This window comes from Amycolatopsis thermoflava N1165, assembly GCF_000473265.1.
In the GTDB taxonomy this organism is placed as follows: Bacteria; Actinomycetota; Actinomycetes; order Mycobacteriales; family Pseudonocardiaceae; genus Amycolatopsis_E; species Amycolatopsis_E thermoflava.
Genome location: NZ_KI421511.1, coordinates 6,179,657 through 6,198,350 on the forward strand (window position 1 = coordinate 6,179,657; position 18,694 = coordinate 6,198,350).

At 70.4% G+C, this 18,694-nt stretch carries 18 protein-coding genes, 1 tRNA gene and 1 pseudogene; 15 read left to right on the forward strand and 5 right to left on the reverse strand.

The window, feature by feature from the left end; translation table 11 throughout:
* Positions 1-57: 57 nt before the first annotated feature.
* The 6 genes from AMYTH_RS0130475 to AMYTH_RS0130500 all read left to right on the forward strand — a co-directional run bounded on the left by AMYTH_RS0130475 (position 58) and on the right by AMYTH_RS0130500 (position 7,453).
* On the forward strand, positions 58-2,343 hold the full coding sequence (locus tag AMYTH_RS0130475) for a (Fe-S)-binding protein (RefSeq protein ID WP_027933427.1): 2,286 nt from the start codon (positions 58-60) through the stop codon (positions 2,341-2,343).
* Between the two features lie 141 nt (positions 2,344-2,484).
* On the forward strand, positions 2,485-3,198 hold the full coding sequence (locus AMYTH_RS0130480; protein ID WP_027933428.1) for a DUF742 domain-containing protein: 714 nt from the start codon (positions 2,485-2,487) through the stop codon (positions 3,196-3,198).
* A gap of 20 nt (positions 3,199-3,218) precedes the next feature.
* Entirely contained in the window at positions 3,219-4,223 is a 1,005-nt protein-coding gene (locus AMYTH_RS0130485; RefSeq protein ID WP_027933429.1) for a cation diffusion facilitator family transporter, read from the forward strand.
* 128 nt (positions 4,224-4,351) lie between these two features.
* Positions 4,352-5,221, forward strand: coding sequence for a serine hydrolase (locus AMYTH_RS0130490; RefSeq protein WP_228685019.1), 870 nt, complete (start codon positions 4,352-4,354; stop codon positions 5,219-5,221).
* Between the two features lie 29 nt (positions 5,222-5,250).
* Positions 5,251-5,847: a TetR/AcrR family transcriptional regulator gene (locus AMYTH_RS0130495; protein ID WP_027933431.1), complete on the forward strand. Its 597-nt coding sequence runs from the start codon at positions 5,251-5,253 to the stop codon at positions 5,845-5,847.
* On the forward strand, positions 5,840-7,453 hold the full coding sequence (locus tag AMYTH_RS0130500; RefSeq protein ID WP_027933432.1) for an acyl-CoA dehydrogenase family protein: 1,614 nt from the start codon (positions 5,840-5,842) through the stop codon (positions 7,451-7,453). The genes AMYTH_RS0130495 and AMYTH_RS0130500 overlap by 8 nt, the downstream gene beginning before the upstream one ends.
* Here the strand turns inward: AMYTH_RS0130500 and AMYTH_RS0130505 are convergent.
* Entirely contained in the window at positions 7,446-8,867 is a 1,422-nt protein-coding gene (locus AMYTH_RS0130505; RefSeq protein ID WP_208722382.1) for a sugar porter family MFS transporter, read from the reverse strand. The genes AMYTH_RS0130500 and AMYTH_RS0130505 overlap by 8 nt on opposite strands.
* Before the next feature lie 115 nt (positions 8,868-8,982).
* Here AMYTH_RS0130505 and AMYTH_RS45960 point away from each other — a divergent pair, with 115 nt between their 5' ends.
* A complete protein-coding gene (locus AMYTH_RS45960; RefSeq protein WP_037322787.1) occupies positions 8,983-9,699 on the forward strand; it encodes a nucleotidyltransferase domain-containing protein in 717 nt (238 codons plus the stop codon).
* On the opposite strand, the gene dcd is transcribed toward AMYTH_RS45960, so the two are convergent.
* Together dcd and AMYTH_RS0130520 are read right to left on the reverse strand one after the other, a co-directional pair.
* A complete protein-coding gene (gene dcd / locus AMYTH_RS0130515; RefSeq protein WP_020418351.1) occupies positions 9,696-10,277 on the reverse strand; it encodes a dCTP deaminase in 582 nt (193 codons plus the stop codon). The genes AMYTH_RS45960 and dcd overlap by 4 nt on opposite strands.
* 13 nt (positions 10,278-10,290) lie before the next feature.
* Positions 10,291-11,508 (reverse strand): oxygenase MpaB family protein, encoded by a 1,218-nt coding sequence (locus tag AMYTH_RS0130520; RefSeq protein ID WP_027933434.1) that lies wholly within the window; start codon positions 11,506-11,508, stop codon positions 10,291-10,293.
* Positions 11,509-11,612: 104 nt separating this feature from the next.
* Between AMYTH_RS0130520 and AMYTH_RS0130525 the strand changes: the two genes are divergently transcribed.
* The 7 genes and pseudogenes from AMYTH_RS0130525 (at position 11,613) to AMYTH_RS45970 (ending at position 15,938) form a co-directional block, all read left to right on the forward strand.
* Positions 11,613-11,683 (forward strand) — tRNA-Gly (locus tag AMYTH_RS0130525).
* A gap of 834 nt (positions 11,684-12,517) precedes the next feature.
* Positions 12,518-12,883, forward strand: a pseudogene (locus AMYTH_RS50595) (alpha/beta hydrolase); the annotation flags it as partial.
* Positions 12,884-13,220: 337 nt separating this feature from the next.
* Entirely contained in the window at positions 13,221-13,436 is a 216-nt protein-coding gene (locus AMYTH_RS50600) for a hypothetical protein (protein ID WP_027933437.1), read from the forward strand.
* Positions 13,437-13,466: 30 nt separating this feature from the next.
* Positions 13,467-13,922, forward strand: a complete 456-nt coding sequence (locus AMYTH_RS0130545) for a GbsR/MarR family transcriptional regulator (protein ID WP_027933438.1) — start codon at positions 13,467-13,469, stop codon at positions 13,920-13,922.
* Positions 13,919-14,743 (forward strand): class I SAM-dependent methyltransferase, encoded by an 825-nt coding sequence (locus AMYTH_RS0130550; protein WP_037322795.1) that lies wholly within the window; start codon positions 13,919-13,921, stop codon positions 14,741-14,743. Before AMYTH_RS0130545 ends, AMYTH_RS0130550 begins: the two co-directional genes overlap by 4 nt.
* 53 nt (positions 14,744-14,796) lie before the next feature.
* A complete protein-coding gene (locus AMYTH_RS0130555) occupies positions 14,797-15,597 on the forward strand; it encodes a nucleotidyltransferase domain-containing protein (RefSeq protein ID WP_027933440.1) in 801 nt (266 codons plus the stop codon).
* A 17-nt stretch (positions 15,598-15,614) separates the two neighbouring features.
* Positions 15,615-15,938, forward strand: a complete 324-nt coding sequence (locus tag AMYTH_RS45970) for a PilZ domain-containing protein (protein WP_051362858.1) — start codon at positions 15,615-15,617, stop codon at positions 15,936-15,938.
* Here AMYTH_RS45970 and AMYTH_RS0130565 read toward each other — a convergent pair.
* Positions 15,931-16,653, reverse strand: a complete 723-nt coding sequence (locus AMYTH_RS0130565; RefSeq protein ID WP_027933441.1) for a hypothetical protein — start codon at positions 16,651-16,653, stop codon at positions 15,931-15,933. The two genes, AMYTH_RS45970 and AMYTH_RS0130565, sit on opposite strands and share 8 nt — an antisense overlap.
* Positions 16,640-17,872: an NUDIX hydrolase gene (locus AMYTH_RS0130570; protein WP_027933442.1), complete on the reverse strand. Its 1,233-nt coding sequence runs from the start codon at positions 17,870-17,872 to the stop codon at positions 16,640-16,642. The genes AMYTH_RS0130565 and AMYTH_RS0130570 overlap by 14 nt, the downstream gene beginning before the upstream one ends.
* Before the next feature lie 102 nt (positions 17,873-17,974).
* On the opposite strand from AMYTH_RS0130570, the gene AMYTH_RS0130575 reads away from it, so the two are divergent.
* Complete coding sequence (locus tag AMYTH_RS0130575; RefSeq protein WP_027933443.1) at positions 17,975-18,685, forward strand: potassium channel family protein; 711 nt, start codon at positions 17,975-17,977, stop codon at positions 18,683-18,685.
* Positions 18,686-18,694 lie beyond the last annotated feature (9 nt).

Sequence of the window (18,694 nt, forward strand, 5' to 3'; positions counted from 1 at the left end):
GGTAAATCCGGTTAGGCTCCCGCCAACCCACCACATCACGGACGAAAGGCCCCGATCATGGGTGCACTGCAGATCACGCTCGGCGTGGTCGGCGTCGCCGTAAGCATCGTCGCTTGGATCATGTTCGGCACCGGCGTGTACCGGATGGTCCGGATCATCCGGCTCGGTCAACCGGACGCGACGCGCAACGGCCCGTTCGGGCCGCGCATCACGACGCTGATCAAGGAGTTCGCCGCGCACACGCGGATGAACAAGTTCCGCCACGTCGGCCCATGGCACTGGCTGGTCATGTGGGGCTTCCTGATCGGCTCGCTCGCGTGGTTCGAGGCCTACGGCGAGACGTTCGACCCGCACTTCCACTGGCCGATCATCGGCAACTGGAGCGTCTGGCTGCTGCTCACCGAACTGCTCGGCCTCGGCACCGTCGTCGGCGGTCTCGCGCTGGTGATCATCCGCCAGCTGAACCACCCGCGCCGCGCCGACCGGCAGTCGCGCTTCGCCGGGTCGAACTTCAAGCAGGCCTACTTCGTCGAGACCGTGGTGATCGTCGAGGGCCTCGGCATCCTCGGCGTGAAGGCGTTCAAGATCTCCAGCGGCATCGAGGACCCGGCGCTGTGGACGAGCTTCGTCACGAAGCCGCTCGCCGAGATCCTGCCCGCCAGCACGGTCGCGGTCACGATCACCGCGCTGATCAAGCTGCTCTCGGGCATGATCTGGCTCTACGTCGTCGGGCAGACGCTCACCATGGGTGTGGCCTGGCACCGCTTCAGCGCCTTCTTCAACATCTACTTCAAGCGCGAGGCCGACGGCGGCACCGCGCTGGGCGCCCTGAAGCCCATGATGAGCGGGGGCAAGCCGCTCGACTTCGAGGAGGCCGACCCGGAGAAGGACGTCTTCGGCGCCGGTCAGATCGAGGACTTCAGCTGGAAGGGCTGGCTCGACTTCACCACCTGCACCGAGTGCGGCCGCTGCCAGTCGCAGTGCCCGGCGTGGAACACCGGCAAGCCGCTGTCGCCGAAGCTGGTCATCACCCAGCTCCGCGACCACGCCTACGCGAAGGCGCCGTACCTGCTCGCGGGCGGCAAGAAGGACGTCACGGGTGAAGAGGTCGGCCTGACCGGCGAGAACCCGTACGCCGGCATCGACGTGCTGGCGCTGGCCGAGGCCGAGCGGCCGCTGGTCGGCGACGACGGCGGGGTCATCGACCCCGAGGTGCTGTGGTCGTGCACCACCTGCGGCGCGTGCGTGGAGCAGTGCCCGGTGGACATCGAGCACGTCGACCACATCGTCGACATGCGCCGTTACCAGGTGATGATCGAGTCGAACTTCCCGACCGAGCTGAACGGGATGTTCAAGAACCTGGAGAACAAGGGCAACCCGTGGGGCCAGAACGCCAAGGACCGGATGGCCTGGGCCGAGGACCTGGACTTCGAGGTGCCGGTGTTCGACGGCGAGCTCGGCGACACCGAGTACCTGTTCTGGGTCGGCTGCGCCGGCGCGTTCGAGGACCGCGCGAAGAAGACCACCCGCGCGGTGGCCGAGCTGCTGCACATCGCGGGCGTCAAGTACACGGTGCTCGGCCCGGAGGAGTCGTGCACCGGTGACCCGGCCCGTCGCGCCGGCAACGAGTTCCTGTTCCAGATGCTCGCGCAGCAGAACGTCGAGGTGCTGAACTCGGTGTTCGAGGGCCGCGAGGCAGGCAGCCGCAAGATCGTCGCGACCTGCGCGCACTGCTTCAACACGCTCGCCAACGAGTACCCGGAGCTGGGCGGGCAGTTCGAGGTCGTGCACCACACGCAGCTGCTCAACCGCCTGGTGCGGGAGAAGCGGCTGGTGCCGGTCGCGCCGATCGCGGACGACGTCACCTACCACGACCCGTGCTACCTGGGCCGGCACAACAAGGTCTACGAGGCGCCGCGTGAGCTGGTCGGCGCGTCCGGGGCGCAGTTCCGCGAGATGCCGCGCCACGGCGACCGGTCGATGTGCTGCGGCGCGGGCGGCGCGCGCATGTGGATGGAAGAGAAGATCGGCAAGCGGATCAACATCGAGCGCGTCGACGAGGCGCTCGGCACCGCGCCGTCGAAGATCGCGACCGGCTGCCCGTTCTGCCGCGTCATGCTCACCGACGGGGTGACCGCGCGACAGAACGACGGCAAGGCGAGCGAGAAGGTCGAGGTCGTGGACGTCTCGCAGCTGCTGCTGTCGGCGGTCAAGCGCCGTCCGCAGCCCGCGCCGGCGCCCGGTGCGGACTCGCTGCCCGCGGTCGAGTCGGACCCGCTGGAGGCCGACGCCCGGACGGACAAGGTGTCGACCGGCACGCCGCTGCCGACCGAGGACAAGTAGCCCGAAGGCGCCCCCGCGAGTTCTACGCGGGGGCGCCTTCTTCGTCACCACCCGTTGGGGTCTCGACACCCGGGTTATCCTGTTCGTCACGCTGCCGACGCTGCCCGCGGAGGATGTCGACGCGCGCGAACGGGGCTGAGCATGGGAGTACCCGACGGGACCGGACCGGCCGGTGAGCCGGGGGTCGCGCGCGCCGGTGCCCGGTTCCCGTCCGTGAAGCAGTTGCGGAAGCTGACCGGCGAACACGCCGAACCCCCTGGCCCGGAACCACAAGCTCCGGGCCGTGTCCCCGCCGAGACCACGAAGACCAAACGGGCCGCAGGCGCGCGGTTCCCGACCGAGAAGCAGCTCGCTCGGTTCGGTGAACCGGAGCCGCGGCCCGCGCCCGAACCGGAGCCCGAACCGTTGCCGGACCCCGAACCGCGCGAGGAGTTCAAACCCTCGCCGCGGCCCCGCCCCGAGCCCGCGCCCGCTGCCGAGCCGGAGCCCCCCGAGCTGCTCGACCCCGACGACGAGAACCGGCTGCGCGTGCGGCCGTACGTGCTGACCAAGGGGCGCACGCACTCCGCCTACGAGCTGGCGATCGAGACGCTGGTCTCGGTCCGCGCCGACGCGAAGTGGACCGGTCCCGCGCTGAGCGCGGAGTACCAGCCGGTCCGCGCGGTGGTCGACACCCCGCGTTCGCTCGCCGAGGTCGCGGCGCTGCTGTCGATCCCGCTCGGCGTGGCCAGGGTGCTGTTGTCCGACATGGCCGAACTGGGGTTGCTGCACATCCACGGCATCGAACGGACCGCAGAGGGGCGCCCGCCGCTCGAGCTGATGAAGCGCGTGCTGGACGGCCTGCAGCGGTTGTGATCCGCTCGTAGGATCGGCCGGTGAGCGAGGAATCGGAGCGCCCGGACGCCGGCGGCGAAAGCACTCTCACCGTGTTGCTCGCCGGTGGGGTGAACCTGGCCATCGCCGTGATGAAGGCCGTGGCGGGCGTGATCACCGGTTCGGGGGCGATGCTCTCCGAGGCGGCGCACTCGGTGGCCGACACGTTCACCGAGATCCTGCTCCTCACGGCGCTGCGCCGGTCCGGCCGCCCAGCCGATGTCATGCACCCGTTCGGGTACGGCAAGGAGCGGTACTTCTGGTCCCTGCTGGCGGCGGTGTCCATCTTCGCCTCCGGTGCGACTTTCGCGCTGTACGAGGGTTTCTCGACGGTGTTCGGGGAGCCGGTGGAACAGACCAGTCCGATCGTCGGGTACGTCGTGCTGGCGCTGGCGTTCGTCTTGGAGTCGGTGTCGTGGACGCAGGCGTTCCGCCAGGTGCGGCGCGGCGCGGTGGAACAGAACCGGACGATCTGGAAGTTCCTGCGCTACATCGACGATCCGGCGCCGAAGACGGTGTTCCTGGAGGATTCGGCCGCGCTGGTCGGTCTGGTGCTGGCGTTCGCCGGGGTGTTCCTGCACCACGTCACGGGTTCCGCCGTGTACGACGGGATGGCGTCGATCCTGATCGGTGTGCTGCTGGCGATCGTGGCGTACATCCTGGGCCGGACGAACCTGCGGCTGCTGATCGGGCGGCAGGCGGATTTGCCGGTGGTGCGGGGGATCCGCGAGCACCTGGCCGGGGCCGCCGAGATCGAGGCGGTGGTCGACCTGCAGACGATGCTGCTCGGGACGGACCAGATCCTGGTGTGCGCGCGCGTGGACTTCGACGACGCACTCGGGGCAGCGGACGTGGAGCGCGCGTGCGTCCGCTTGGCGGCGGAGCTGCACTCGGAGTTCTCCGACGTGACGGAGGTCTTCATCGAGCCCGTGCCGCGGAACGATCCCGAACTGCGCGCCGCGGTGCTGGCTCGATACGGCGACATCGCCAAGCGGTACGGGCGGTAGGTGCCTGGCCGGGGAGGGCGGAATGTCCCGTGCCCGGTCGCCCGCCCCGACGCCGAAGTGCGGCACCCCAACGCCTGGACGATAGTGTGCGCCCCACCAATTCGATCATCGATCTGTGGGGAACCGACGTGCGTAAAGTCCTGAGCCTCGCCGCCGCGTTCGTGGCGTCGACGGCGATTCTGGCCGTGCCCGCGCAAGCCGCTGAACTGCCTGACGGCATGACCGCCGGGTACGCGGTGCTCGACCGCGAAACCGGTGCGGTCCATGCCGCGAACGAGCACCGGCAGTACCGGTCGGCCTCGCTGGTGAAGCTGTTCATCGCGCTGGACTACCTCGAATCGCACGGACCGGACTACGAGATCCCGGCGGACGACCTCGCGCTGCTGGAACCGATGCTGCGCTCCAGCAACGACGATGCGGCCAGTGTGCTGTGGGTGCGCGACGGCTGGGAGGAGATCGTCAACCGGATGGTCGCGAATATCGGTCTCACCGACACCGCGCCGCCGCCCGCCGAGAAGCGCGGCACGTGGGGCTACACCGCGGTCAGCGCCGCGGACATCGCGAAGACCTACCAGTACGTCCTGGAGGACGCGCACCCGAAGTTCCGCGACTTCATCATGGACAACCTGGAGCAGTTCACGAAGTGCGGCGACGACGGGTTCGACCAGTCGTTCGGCATTCCGAGCGCGCTCCGGCGGCCGGGCGCGGTGAAGCAGGGCTGGTCCGGCTTCGGCGCGGCACCGGCCCCGGGCGAGGAGTGCGTTTCCGAGGACACCAAGCGCGTGCTCGCCTCGCCCGAGGCCCGGTCGGCACTCGCCGTCGCCTCCAGCGGCGACGTGGACCTGACCAGCCGCGTCATGCACACCAGCGGCACTGCCGACGGCGACCGGCGCATCGTCGTCGTCCTCACCTCCGAACCGACCACGCTGAGCTGGGCGGACTCCGCGGACCGGATCACCGACCTGACCCGCGCCGTCTACCGGGAGGCCCTTGCGTGAAGCGATGAATCAGTGCTTCACTTCTTCCCGTGCCCTACCGACGCACCCCGCAGGTCCAGGCTCGCCTCGACGCGCAGCGCGAAGCGATCCTGACCGCCGCCGGTGAGATCCTCGCCGAGCGCGGCTACGCGGGCTGCTCCGTGAGCGCCGTCGCGGAGAAGGCCGGCGTCGCCACCGGCACGGTCTACCGCCACTTCCCCGGCAAGGCCGAGCTGGTCGTCGAGCTGTTCCGCATCGTCGTCAACCACGAGGTGGACGCCGTCCGGCAAGCCGCCGAGCGACCGGGCACCCCCGCCGAGCGCGTCGCCGCCATCGTCGAGACCTTCGCCGAGCGCGCGCTCAAGGTGCCCCGCCAGGCGTACGCCCTGCTGGCCGAGCCGGTCGACGCCCCGATCGAGGCCGAGCGCATCGTCTTCCGGCGCGTCTTCCGCGACGAGCTCGCCCGCCACGTCCGGGAGGGCGTCCGCACCGGCCAGCTCCCGCCGCAGGACGCCGACCTCACCGCGGCCGCCCTCGTCGGCGGCGCCGCGGAGGTGCTCATCGGCCCCCTGACCACCGACAGCGCCGACGCGGTCGGCGCGCTCCGCACGTTCATCTTCCGCGCACTGGGAGGCAAGGATGCCTGACACGCACGAGGTACTGAACCAGGTCCCGCCGCTGGTCGACTACGACGTCGCCGAGGACGCGGCCCTCCTCGACGGCCTGCGCCGCGAGGGCGCGGCCTGGGCCGAGGACGAGGTCCACGAGCTGGGCCGCCTCGCCGGCAGCGCCCGCGGCCAGGAGTGGGGCCGTGTCGCGAACGAGAACCCGCCGAAGCTGCACACCCACGACCGCTACGGCAACCGCGTCGACGAGGTCGAGTTCCACCCGTACTGGCACGAGCTGATGACCGTCGCCGTCGGCCACGGCCTGCACGCCACCCCCTGGCGCGACAACCGCGAAGGCGCGCACGTCGCGCGCGCCGCCAAGGTGCTCGTGTGGAACCAGGCCGAGGGCGGCCACATCTGCCCGATCTCGATGACCTACGCCGCGGTCCCGACGCTGCGCCACAACCCGGACCTCGCCGCGACCTACGAGCCGCTGCTCGCCGCCACCGAGTACGACTACGGCCTGCGTGTCCCGGCCACCAAGCGCGGCCTGATCGCCGGCATGTCGATGACCGAGAAGCAGGGCGGCTCCGACGTCCGCGCCAACACCACCACCGCGCAACCCGCCGGCGACGGCACGTACGTGCTGACCGGCCACAAGTGGTTCACCTCGGCGCCGATGTCCGACATGTTCCTCACCCTCGCCCAGGCGCCCGGCGGCCTGTCCTGCTTCATGCTGCCGCGCGTGCTGCCCGACGGCTCCCGCAACCGCATCTTCTTCCAGCGCCTCAAGGACAAGCTCGGCAACAAGTCCAACGCCTCGTCCGAGATCGAGTACGACGGCGCGGTCGGCTGGCTCGTCGGCGAGGAGGGCCGCGGCGTGCCGACCATCATCGAGATGGTCAACAACACCCGCCTCGACTGCGTCCTCGGCAGCACTTCGCTGATGCGCCAAGGCGTCGTGCAGGCCGTGCACCACGCGCGGCACCGCAAGGCGTTCGGCGCGAACCTCGTGGACCAGCCCGCGATGGCGAACGTGCTGGCGGACCTGGTCGTCGAGTCCGAGGCCGCCACTACCGTCGCGCTGCGGCTGGCCGGCGCGACCGCGAACCCGGACCAGCAGGCGTTCCGGCGGCTGGCGCTCGCGGTCACGAAGTACTGGGTGTGCAAGCGCGGCCCCGCGCACACCGCCGAGGCGCTGGAATGCCTGGGCGGCAACGGTTACGTCGAGGACTCCGGCATGCCGCGGCTCTACCGTGAGGCGCCGCTGCTGTCCATTTGGGAGGGTTCGGGCAACGTCGCGGCGCTGGATTCGCTGCGCGCCATGGGCAAGCAGCCGGAGTCGGTGGAGGCGTTCTTCGCCGAACTCGACCTCGCCGCGGGCGCCGACGCCCGTCTGGACGACGCGATCGCGCGGGTGCGCAAGGAGCTGTCCGACCTGGAGGACCTCCAGTACCGGGCGCGGCGGCTGGCCGAGATGATGGCCCTGGTCCTGCAGGGCTCGCTGCTGGTGCGCTTCGCACCCGCGGCGGTGGCGGACGCCTTCTGCGCGTCCCGCCTCGGCGGCGACTGGGGCATCGCGTTCGGCACGCTGCCCGCGGGTGCCGACACCAGGGCCATCATCGAGCGGGCGTTCGTCAGCTGACGTCCTCGATCGCGGTGCCCTTCGTCTCGCGGACGAAGCGCAGCGCGAACGGGATCGACAGCAGCGCGAACGCCGCGTAGATCCAGTAGGTGATCGACAGGTTCCAGTCGGCCATGCTCGGGAAGCTGACCGTGACCGCCCAGTTGGCGACCCAGTTCGCCGCGGTGCCCACGGCCAGCGCCGCGCCGCGGATGCGCAGCGGGAACATCTCGCCGAGCATGACCCACAGGATCACGCCCCACGACATCGCGAAGGAGATCACGAACAGGTTCGCGAACACCAGCGCGATCGGGCCCCACGCGCCCGGCAGGCTCAGCTCGCCGCCGACGGTCTGCGCGTTGCCGAACGCGATCGCCGCCACGCCGAGGCCGACGAGCATGCCGACCGAGCCGATCAGCAGCAGCGGCTTGCGGCCGACCTTGTCGATGAAGGCGATCGCGATGAACGTGCCGATGATGTTGATGACCGGGCTGACCATCGAGATCAGCAGCGAGTCGGTGTTCTGGCCGACCGAGTGCCACAGCGTGTCGCTGTAGTAGAAGATCACGTTGATGCCGACGAACTGCTGGAACACCGCCAGCGCGATGCCCACCCACACGATCGGCAGCAGCCCGAACCGGCCGCCGACGAGGTCGCGGACCCGGGACCGCTTCTCGGTCTTCAGGCTGCGGCGGATGTCCTCGAGCTTGGTGTCGACGTCACCGCCCTCGACCTCGCGCAGCACCTTGCGTGCCCGCTCGATCTTGCCGTTGGCCAGCAGGAAGTGCGGCGACTCCGGGATGATCGAGGCGAGTACGAAGTAGATCACCGCGGGCACCGCCGCGGCACCCAGCATCCACTGCCACGGCTCGATGCCGCCGAGGTTGCCGTTGAGGTCGTGCGTGCCGTCCGCGCCGACCGGGGCCAGTGCCTTGATGACCCAGTTGACCAGCGCGGACACCCCGATGCCGAGGACGATCGCCAGCTGTTGCAGCGAGGCGAGCCTGCCCCGGTAGGCGGGCGGCGCGACCTCGGCGATGTAGGCCGGGCCGATCACGGACGCGACACCGATCGCGATGCCGCCGACCACGCGCCAGATCGCCAGGTCCCACACGCTGAACGGGAACATCGCTCCGAGGGCGCTGACCAGGAACAGGACCGCCGCGAGCTGCATGGTCCGGATGCGGCCGATCCGGTCGGACAGCAGCCCGCCGAACCAGGCGCCGACAGCCGAACCGATCAGGGCGCTCGACACGGTCAGCCCGGTCACCCCGTCACCGACCTCGAAGTGCCGCTGGATGCCGAGGACGGCACCGTTGATGTTCGAGCTGTCGTACCCGAACAGGAACCCGCCGACCGCGGCCGCGCCGGCGATGAACACGACATGGGCGAGATGTTGCTGACCGGCTCGCTCCCCGGTCGTCGTCGAACTCACGACCCGTGCTCCTTTGCCTGAGGTGTTTCCTCCATTCGGAGCAACCTACAAAATGGTCCAGTCCATGCCGTACCACCGGGTGACATGGACCACCCGATCATGGGAGTTTGGGAGCATGAGCTTCGAGGAAGAGGTGGCCGCGCGGCTCGCCGGGCTGCCCGGCGTCCAGGCCGTGACGCTGGGCGGCTCACGGGCGACGGGCATCGCGCGCCCGGACAGCGACTGGGACTTCGCGATCTACTACCGCGGGCACTTCGACCCCGCCGACCTGCGTGCGCTGGGCTGGCCCGGTGAGGTGTCGGAGATCGGCGGCTGGGGCGGCGGCGTGTTCAACGGGGGCGCGTGGCTGACGATCGACGGGCGCAGGGCCGACGTCCACTACCGCGACCTGGACGTGGTCGAGCACGAGCTGGCCGAGGCGCGGGAGGGCCGGTTCCACTGGGAGCCGCTGATGTTCCACCTGGCCGGGATCCCGAGCTACCTGGTGGTCGCCGAACTGGCGGTGAACCGGGTGCTGCACGGCTCGCTCCCCGAGGTCGAGTTCCCGGAGGCGTTGCGGAAGTCGGCACCCGCCGTGTGGCGCGAGCGGGCGTCGCTGACGCTGACCTACGCCGAGCACAACTACGCGCCGCGCGGGCAGGTGACGGAGTTCGCGGGCGCGCTCGCCACGGCGGCGATGCAGGCCGGGCACGCGGTGCTGGCCGAGCGCGGCGAATGGGTCCTCAACGAGAAGCGCCTGCTCGACCGCGCCGGCCTGCGTGGCGTCGACTCGCTGATCACCGGGGACCTGGTGGAGGCCGCCCGGCGGGCCCGTGAGCTGCTCGGGCTTTAGCGGTTGGTGTCGGCTATGTGGAAGTTCAGGTGGGCGCGCGACGGCGTCGGGCCGCGCTGGCCCTGGTAGCGGGAGCCGACGGCGGCCGAGCCGTACGGGTTCTCGGCCGGGCTGGTGAGCCGGAACAGGCACAGCTGGCCGATCTTCATGCCGGGCCACAGGGTGATCGGCAGGTTCGCGACGTTCGACAGCTCCAGCGTGATGTGGCCGGTGAAGCCCGGGTCGATGAAGCCGGCGGTGGAGTGCGTGAGCAGCCCGAGGCGGCCGAGGGAGGACTTGCCCTCGAGGCGCCCTGCGAGGTCGTCGGGCAGCGTGACCAGCTCGAACGTCGAGGCGAGCACGAACTCGCCCGGGTGGAGGACGAAGGCGTCCTCGCCGTCCTTCTCGACCAGCGATGTCAGCTCGTCCTGCTGGAGCTTCGGGTCGATGTGGGTGTACTGGCTGTTGTTGAACACGCGGAAGAACCGGTCCAGCCGCACGTCGATGCTGGACGGCTGGAGCATCGCCGGGTCGAAGGGGTCGATGCCGAGACGGCCGGCTTCGAGCTCTTTGCGGAGGTCACGGTCACTGAGCAGCACGGCTTCACCCTAGCTAGGCCGCTTTCATGTGGCGGGCGTAGGTGGGATCGAGCTTGAAGATCTTGCCGAGGCGGTCGACGTAGCGGCGGCGTTCGAGGGTGCCGAGGTACTCCTGCAGCGCGGTCGCGCCGGGGATGAAGCGCCGCGCGGTCTCGGCGGCGAAGTTGCCCGCGGCGACGGCGAGGATGGCGCCCTGGGCGATCGGGTCGTTGGGGATCTCCAGGAAGTCGGCGTTGGACTTGCCCAGCACCAGGCGGCTGATGGAGGAGTGCACGGCGACCGAGACGTGGGACAGGACCTTGCCGACGGCGCCGCGCCCCTCGCCGATCGCGGCGTGCGTCTCGAGCAGGGCGCGGGCGAGGCGTTTGCTGTCCTCGTCGGGGATGAACTCGGTGGTCGCGAGCAGCCAGAACAGGCGCCAGGCGTCGTCTTCGGTGGCGGGCAGGAGTTCCTCGTCGACGCCGAGCAGCCAGCCGACGTAGCGCCAGAGGTGCAGGATGTCGGCGCGCTCGCGGTCGCTGTAGCGGATGCCGAGCAGTTGGGTGCCGTAGACGAAGACGAGGGAGAAGAGGAGCAGCGTGCCGGCGGTCTGGACCTGGTTGACCGGCTTGTCCCACTCGTCGTAGTCCCAGTCGGGGCGGCGGTTCATGGCGGCGCGGACGTGGGCGTGCACGAGGCGGACGCGCAGGGCGGAGGCGTAGCCGGTCTGGCCGATCGCCAGTGCGCCGGGGGTGGTGACGTCCATCCACCACGCCGCGGTCTCCACGAGGCGCTGGCCGGCCATCCGTTCGATCTCCCCGGTCGCGACGAGGGCCTTCGTCGCGCGTGAGGCGAGGTAGCCGCCCATGAGGGACATGTCGCCGAGCGGGAAGAGGCCGAGGACGCCGGTGCGGATGATGGCTTTGGCGCCCCGGTCGAGCCGGGCCGGGTCGACCCAGTACGGGGTGGCCTCGACGTGCTCGAAGAAGTCGACGAGTTCCGGTGGCGGGGCGTCGAGGCTGTGGATGCCGTCGGTGAGCGCCTGTTCGAACAGCTGCCGCCCGCGGTTCTTCGGAAGACGGCGGAACAGCGCGACGACCGCGTCGGCCTTCGGATCCTGCGCCTGGGCGAACTCCCGGAAGCGGCGCACCTGCCGCTCGGTCGCGCGGATGTCGTGCTTCACGAAGAGCTTGGCGGCCAGGCTGAAACCCCCACGGCGGAACAACTCGGGATCCGGCAGTCGCTCATCCATGCACACCCACCACCCTTTCGACAACGAGTGTTGTCACTTGCGACCCGCAGAGTCAAGGGGGTGCTCTCACCAGGGGGCGACGTTTGTGTATGCTGTGCGTCGCTGCGGATGTAGTTCAATGGTAGAACATCAGCTTCCCAAGCTGAGAACGCGGGTTCGATTCCCGTCATCCGCTCTTAGTGCGAAGGCCCAGGTCAGCGGGTGTCTACTCCGGACCTGGGCCTTCGTCGTCTCTTGATCAACCCGGGTCGCGTGCCATTAGCGGGCCATTAGCCGTCGCCGGGAGGGGCGGTCCGCGAGTCGCTCGTCGGCGTCGCTGTCCTTGGCCTCTCGTAGCCCGAGTGCTGCGCAACCGCTCACACTGGACCGGTGCCGCTACGAGATCGAGAACGAGGCCAGCTCGTCCGCTGGAAGGCGACTGGCGACGCCTGTTTCCCTCAGGCGGCATACCTCCAGGGCCAATGGTGGGTCCTCCGCCTCAACCACTGGCCCGACCATCCGCTCTACACCCTGCTCATCAACGCCGAGCGGCACGGTGACGTCGCCCCCGATGAAGGTCCTGAATGGTGGCCTGCGACATGGCACGGTGCGACTGGCCGTTTCCCTGAACTCACCGCCGCAGAACGGGTCGAGGCGCTCTTGCCGGTACGGCACCTCGCCGCACGCGGGAGCGAATCCGGGCGTCCCTGCGACTGCTGGTACTGCATCTAGAGAACGCCCGGCGCCGCTTCGGAGATCAGGGGAGGACACGACCGAGGGCTGGCAGGGGCGAACCCGCGCCGCGAGGAGATCACATCATCACCATCCTTGGCCCAACGGACTCGGCCCCGGACCCCGGTACCGCTTCCGAAGCCGCGTGGAGATCGGCGCCCCACCAGTACCTATGCGCAGCCTCCGCGGCCGACCTCGACGACGTGAGGCTTGACGGTGCTAGTCATTTCAGTCCAGACTGAAACAACTAGCGTCCAGTAGGAAGGTGGCGGCGATGGCTCCGCGTCCGGTGCAGGTGATGTTCAACAGTCTCGGGACCGCGTGCGCCGCTGACCTGTACTTACCGGACGCGAACGCCCCAGTTCCCGGTCTGGTGCTGGGGCACAGCGGGGTGATGGTCAAGGAAGCGCTGGCCGTGTTCGCGCCGTACTTCGTGCGCGCCGGGTTCGCGGTGCTGGCGATCGACTACCGCACGGTCGGTGCCAGCGAGGGCGACCCCCGCGGCCAGGACTATCCGCAGCGCCAGGTGGAGGACTTCCGCAGCGCGATCTCCTACCTGCAGAGCCGGCCGGAGGTGGACCCGGAGCGGATCGGGTTGTGGGGGGTCAGCGTCGGGGGCTCGGTCGCGGTCCAGGCCGCGGTTCTCGACCGGCGCGTGAAGTGCGTCGTGGTGCAGAGCCCCAGCGTGTGGAACGGCTGGCGGTACCTGGAGCGGTTGCTCGGGCGCGCCGGTGTGCAGGCGCTGCGGGACCGGCTGGACGAGGATTGGCAGCGCCGCTACGAGGGCGGGGCCAGCACCCGGGTCCCGCACCTGAGCCTGGACGGGGAGACCGTGCGGGACACGCCGGACCTGGCCGCCGAGATGTTCCCCAGCTACCGCAACGAGAAGACCCTCGATTCCACCGAGCACCTGCTCACCTTCGCGCCGGAGGACCTCATCCACCGGCTGTCGCCCACCCCGCTGTTGATGATCGCCAACGGCGGGGTGGGACCCGTACCACATGCTCGAAGAGGCGCAGAGCGCGTTCGCCAGGGCCGGCGAGCCGAAACGGCTGGAGGTGCTGCCCTACGACGTCCTCGGCCTCTACACCGGTCCGGGTCTCGACGAGGCGATGGCACTGGCCGTGGACTGGTTCGACCGCTACCTGCGCCGGACCCGGCTCGCCACCGTCACCCCGACACCCACCCGCGACTCGGTTGCCGCCATGACACAGTGACGCCGCGACGAGTCAGCCGAGGAGGAGCGCATGTCCAATCAGGACAACCAGGACGACGTGCTGCGGTGGGTGGAGCGGGTCGCCACCTTCTGCGTGGAGGAGTGGGCGCTACCGCCGATCACCGGGCGCATCCTCGGCCTGCTGATGATCTGCGACCCGCCCGAGCGCTCCGCGGGCGAGATCGCCGAGGCGATCCAGGCCAGCCGCGCTTCGCTGACCTCGAACATGCGCTTCCTGGCCACCATCGGGCTCATCCGCAAGGTGCGGGTGCCCGGCGACCGCACCACCTACTACCGCATCGAGGACGACGCCTGGCACAAGGTGGTCCAGCGCAAGCTCGACGGCCTCAGCGCCTTCGACGACATCGCCGACGAAGGCATGGCGCTGGCCAGTGGCAACGGCCTCGACGCCCAGCGCATCCGCTCCGCCCAACGCGCCCTGACCTGGCTGCGGGACATCGCCGCCCGCAACCCCCTGCAACCGTGAGGACCCTCGTGCAACGCCTGCGACCAGACCTGGATCCGCTCCGCGAGACCCTGCTGCTCACCCTCTACGCGAGGGCGCTGGACAGCAAACTTCCCCGCCCGATCCTCGGTGACGCCGACTCCGCCGCGCTCGCCGACACGATCGACTACGACTTCGCCCGGCTCAAGCTCAAACCCAGCCTCATCTGCGGCACTGCCCTGCGCGCCAAGAAACTCGACGACGCCGTCCGGGGGTTCGTCGCCGCCCACCCCCGCGCCGTCGTGCTCGACCTCGGCTGCGGACTCGACACCCGCGTCCTCCGCTGCGACCCGCCCGCCGGTGTCGACTGGTACGACATCGACTTCCCCGACGTCGTCGCCCTGCGGACCCAGCTGCTCCCGGACCGCTCGGAACGCCTCGGCGTCGACCTGACCGAACCGGGCTGGCTCGACCCGCTGCCGCGCGACCGACCGGCCATGATCGTCGCCGAGGGCCTGCTGCCGTTCCTGCCCGGCGACACCTTCCAGCGGATGACCCGCGAACTCACCGCGCACTTCGACACCGGCGAGCTCGCCATCAACGGCTACACCCGCTTCGCCGCCTGGTCGATGAAATACCACCCGGCGATCAAGGCCATCGGCATCACCGCCGCCCAGGGCTTCGACGACCCGCGCACCCCCGAAACCTGGAACGCCGGCCTGACCCTGGTCGAAGAGCAACTGCTCACCCGCGCCCCGGAAGTGGCGGACTTCCCCCAGCCGCTGCGCGTGGCCACCCGGCTCATCAGCCACAGCGCTGCACTGTCCCGGCAAGGCACCCGCATACTCCGGTACCGCTTCTGACCGTCACCCCGGCCCGGCTGCGATCCTCGCCCGCGGCGGGGCACAGTGAGCTGGTGGACGATCGTGGTCTGGCGCCGGACGGGACGATCGCGCGGGAGGGCTCTCTGGAATGGATCTCCGCAGAGTTCGCCCCCGTCGTCGAGGCGCTGCGGGCGCACGTCGCTGGGACTTTCGCGCGCCTGCACAGCGCCTATCTGTACGGCAGCATCCCGCGCGGCACCGCCGTCCCCGGGGTCTCCGACCTCGACGTCCTGCTCGTCCTCCGCGACGAGCCCAGCGACGCCGATCGCGCTGATGCCAGGAGGATCGAGGCCGCTCTCGACCGTGCGTTCCCGCAGATCAACGGCGCCGGCATCCAGCTCGCCGGCGCTCGCACGCTGCTCAGCGACGCCGAACGCCACGACGGCGGCTTCTTCGTCGCCTGCCTGTGCACGCCGCTCCTGGGTGACGACCTCGCCGAGCACCTGCCCCGTTACCGCCCAACGTCCTTGCTCGCGCGGGAGACCAACGGCAGTCTCGCAGCGCTGCTCCCGGGCTGGCGCACGCGCGCGGCCGCGGCAGTGACGGACCACGACCGCCGGACCCTGAGCCGGCCGGTGTCACGCCGCCTCGTGCGGACCGGGTTCACGCTGGTCATGCCCCGCTGGGGCGGCTGGACGAGCGACCTGGACAAGTCCGCCGAACTCTTCGGCCGCTACTACCCCGAGCGACTCGGCCAGATGCGCACCGCCGCGGTGACCGCCCGCGCACCCTCCGCCGACCCCGCGGTCCTGGAACTGCTGATCGACGACCTGGGCCCCTGGCTCGCCGCCGAGTACACCGCCACCCACGGCGAACAAGCGCCCCGGCCCTGACCGGCATACTGACGGCCGTGGTGAACCAGCCTGCCGACGACCCCTTCCCGTTCCGCGGGCGGGTCGTGTGGCTCACCCCGGAGCAGGGCGGTCGGCAAACCGGCCCACCGCGCCCCGACTTCTACGCGGCCAATGCCTTCGTGCCGCCGCACACCGCCTACTCGGGCCTCGCGTCCTTCGTGCTCCGGAACCTCGTCGCCGGAGCGCTGGTTTCGCCGGCCGAAGCGCGCTGGCTGGTCGTTGAGAACTCGGGTCCGTACCGCGTCGAGCCCGGGACGGTGGTCGTGGTCAGCGAGGGGCCCAAGCCGGTCGGCTACTTCCACGTCGTCGAGGTCAGCTGACCAGCTCCCGCAGCGGTTCCGACAGCCGGGCGGCTAGCGACACGTCCACACGGCCGGCCTCGGCGATCAGCAGCTCCACGACCACTCCGAACGCACGCCGCAGCTCGGCCGGGTCCACCGACCGGACCAGGGCGTCCGCGAACGGCGCCACGATCTCGGCCGGCAGGTCGTCCATCCCGCGCCCCTGCACCGCACGCACCCCGTGCCGCAGGCAGGCCAGCGCGAGCACCTCGTCCCGCGCGCCGCTGATCATGTACTCCGCCTGCCACACCCGGCCCCGCGCGATCGACGACCGCGCGTGCAACGCGTACAGCCACGCCATCCCGACCAGGTGCTCCGCCGCGGGGGGCGAGACCTGCGGCAGCTCGTTCGGGTTGCCGAACAGCGTCCGAAATGTCGGACCGGTCGGCCCGAACTCGGACTCCGGCCAGAACGCGATGTCGACCTGCAGCGTGTCCGGCAGCAGGAACACCCGGAACACGCCGAGGTCCAGGTGGTGGACCGCGCCGTGGTCGCGGTACATCCGGTCGGTCCAGTCGGCCAGGACCTGATCGCGGTCGGCCGCCACCGCGAGCGCCAGGTCGATGTCCGACCACTGGTCCTCTCGTCCAACCGAGGCGGAACCGGTCAGCGCGGCGCCGCTGATCCGGTCGTCCGAGCGGGCCGACGCGATCAGCGAGTCGCGCAGCCGCGACCGGCTGTCAGGGGTGAACACGGTCCTCCTCCCGCGGGGCGCTCACCGTCCACCGCGCGGCCGCCCGCAACGCCAGCAGCAGCGGCACCGAACCGCTGTCGGTGAGCACCGCGGGCAGGGACGGCAGGTCCGCGCCGCCGGCCAGTTCCCGGCCGTACCCGGCGAGGTCGACCTCCACGAACCGTGTCGCGGCCGTGAACTCGCGCTCCGACCGGCTCGGCCTGCGGGCCAGGAGGTCCTGCCGCGTCGCGGACAACTCCGTCAGCCCGAAGAACTCCGGCTTCGCGCCGCGGTCCATCCAGCGCGCGAACCCGGTGATCGTCGTGCGCACGATCTCGTCGCGGCGCAGCCCGGTCTCCTCGCACAGCTCGCGCTCCATCCCGGCGCGGACGACGTCGTGCAGGTCGTCACCATCGAGGTCACGCGGCTCCAGCGACCCGCTGCCCGACGGGGCTAGCAGCGACTGGCTGGCCGAATTCCGGTTGGACTGGAGCACCACCAGCACCCAGCCGTCGGTCGTGACGGCCACAGTCGACACGCCGACGATGTCCGCCAGCCTGCTCTCGGCCAGCGTGTGCAGGCGGCCCGCGGTGTCGACCATCATCTGCCGCCGCAGGTCGAAGACCTCGTCGGTGTCCCGGCGGGCGATGCGCAGGGTGGCCAGCTCGTTGGAGCACTGGGCGTCGAAGAACCGGGTGCGCTGCAGCCGGATCGGCGCGCCGCGGCCGACCGACGGCAGCGGCTCGCCCCGCATCCCGACGACCCTGCCGTTGAACAGCAGCCGGCCGTGCGCGCGCAGCGGCAACACGTACGGCGCCGTCGCCTTCAGCTCGGCGGGCAGGCGGTAGGGGTCCGGCGCGACCTCCACCGGGAACCGCTGTGTCCACAGTGCCCGGTCGATGGCGTCGCTGACCAGGGCGGTTCCGCGTCCGGGCACCTCGAGGTACCGGGCATCGGGGTAGCTCGCCGGCGGTGGGACGTCGGCGAGCGGGAACGGTGCGGCGATCGTGGCGAACTCCCAGGCGGCCCAGCGGCCGCGGAGCATCCGGATGTCGCGGGTGAGGGTCAGGACGCCGAGCACGAGCGCGATCACCGACAGCACGATGCCGACGGCGCTGGGCACGAGCGTGACCAGGCCGAGCAGCACGCCGAGCGCGGAGACGAACACCGGCCACTCGCGGGAACCGATGAACCAGAGGTAGTCGGCCTTCGCCCTGGCGCGGTTGGTCAGCTTGCCCATCGGTTCTGGTGTCTACCAGAAAGCGGGTAACGATCCGGGCGAAATGATCGGGATCACCGCGCCCGCACGTGCGACGATCGCGCCGACCGACGGGAGACGCAGATGTGGGAAAAGCGCATGGAGTGGCCGCTGACGGGCGTAGCGGTGTTGTTCCTCGGCGCCTACGCCTGGCCGATCCTCCAGCCGTCGCTCGGCAGCGCCGGCCGGGTGTGGTGCGAGGTCGTCACCTGGCTCGCGTGGGGGCTGTTCGCGCTGGACTACGTCGTGCGACTGGTCCAGTCACCGGACAAACCGCGATTCCTGCGGCGTCACGTGCTGGACCTCCTGGTCATCGTGCTCCCGCTGCTCCGCCCGCTGCGGCTGCTGCGCCTCGTCGCGATGCTGAACGTCCTCAACCGCACCGCCGCGCTCGCCCTGCGCGGGCGGGTCGTCGTGTACTTCGTCGGCGCCACGGTGCTGATCGTCTTCTGCGCGGCGCTCGCAGTGCTCGAAGCGGAGCGGCCGATCGAGGAGGCCGGCATCCGGAACTTCCCGGACGCGTTGTGGTGGGCGGTCACGACGATCACCACCGTCGGCTACGGCGACCGCTACCCGGTGTCCGGCACCGGACGGCTGATCGCGGTCGGGCTGATGGTCGCGGGCATCGCGCTGCTCGGCGTGGTCACGGCGACCTTCGCGTCGTGGCTGGTGCGCCGGGTCGAGGAGGTCGAGGCAACGTCGCAGACCGTGACGCGCGCGCAGATCGCCGAGCTGAGCCGCGAGATCGCCGAACTGCGCGCCGCCCTCGCCGCAAGTGAGCGGGAGGAAACATGAGGCTGGCGC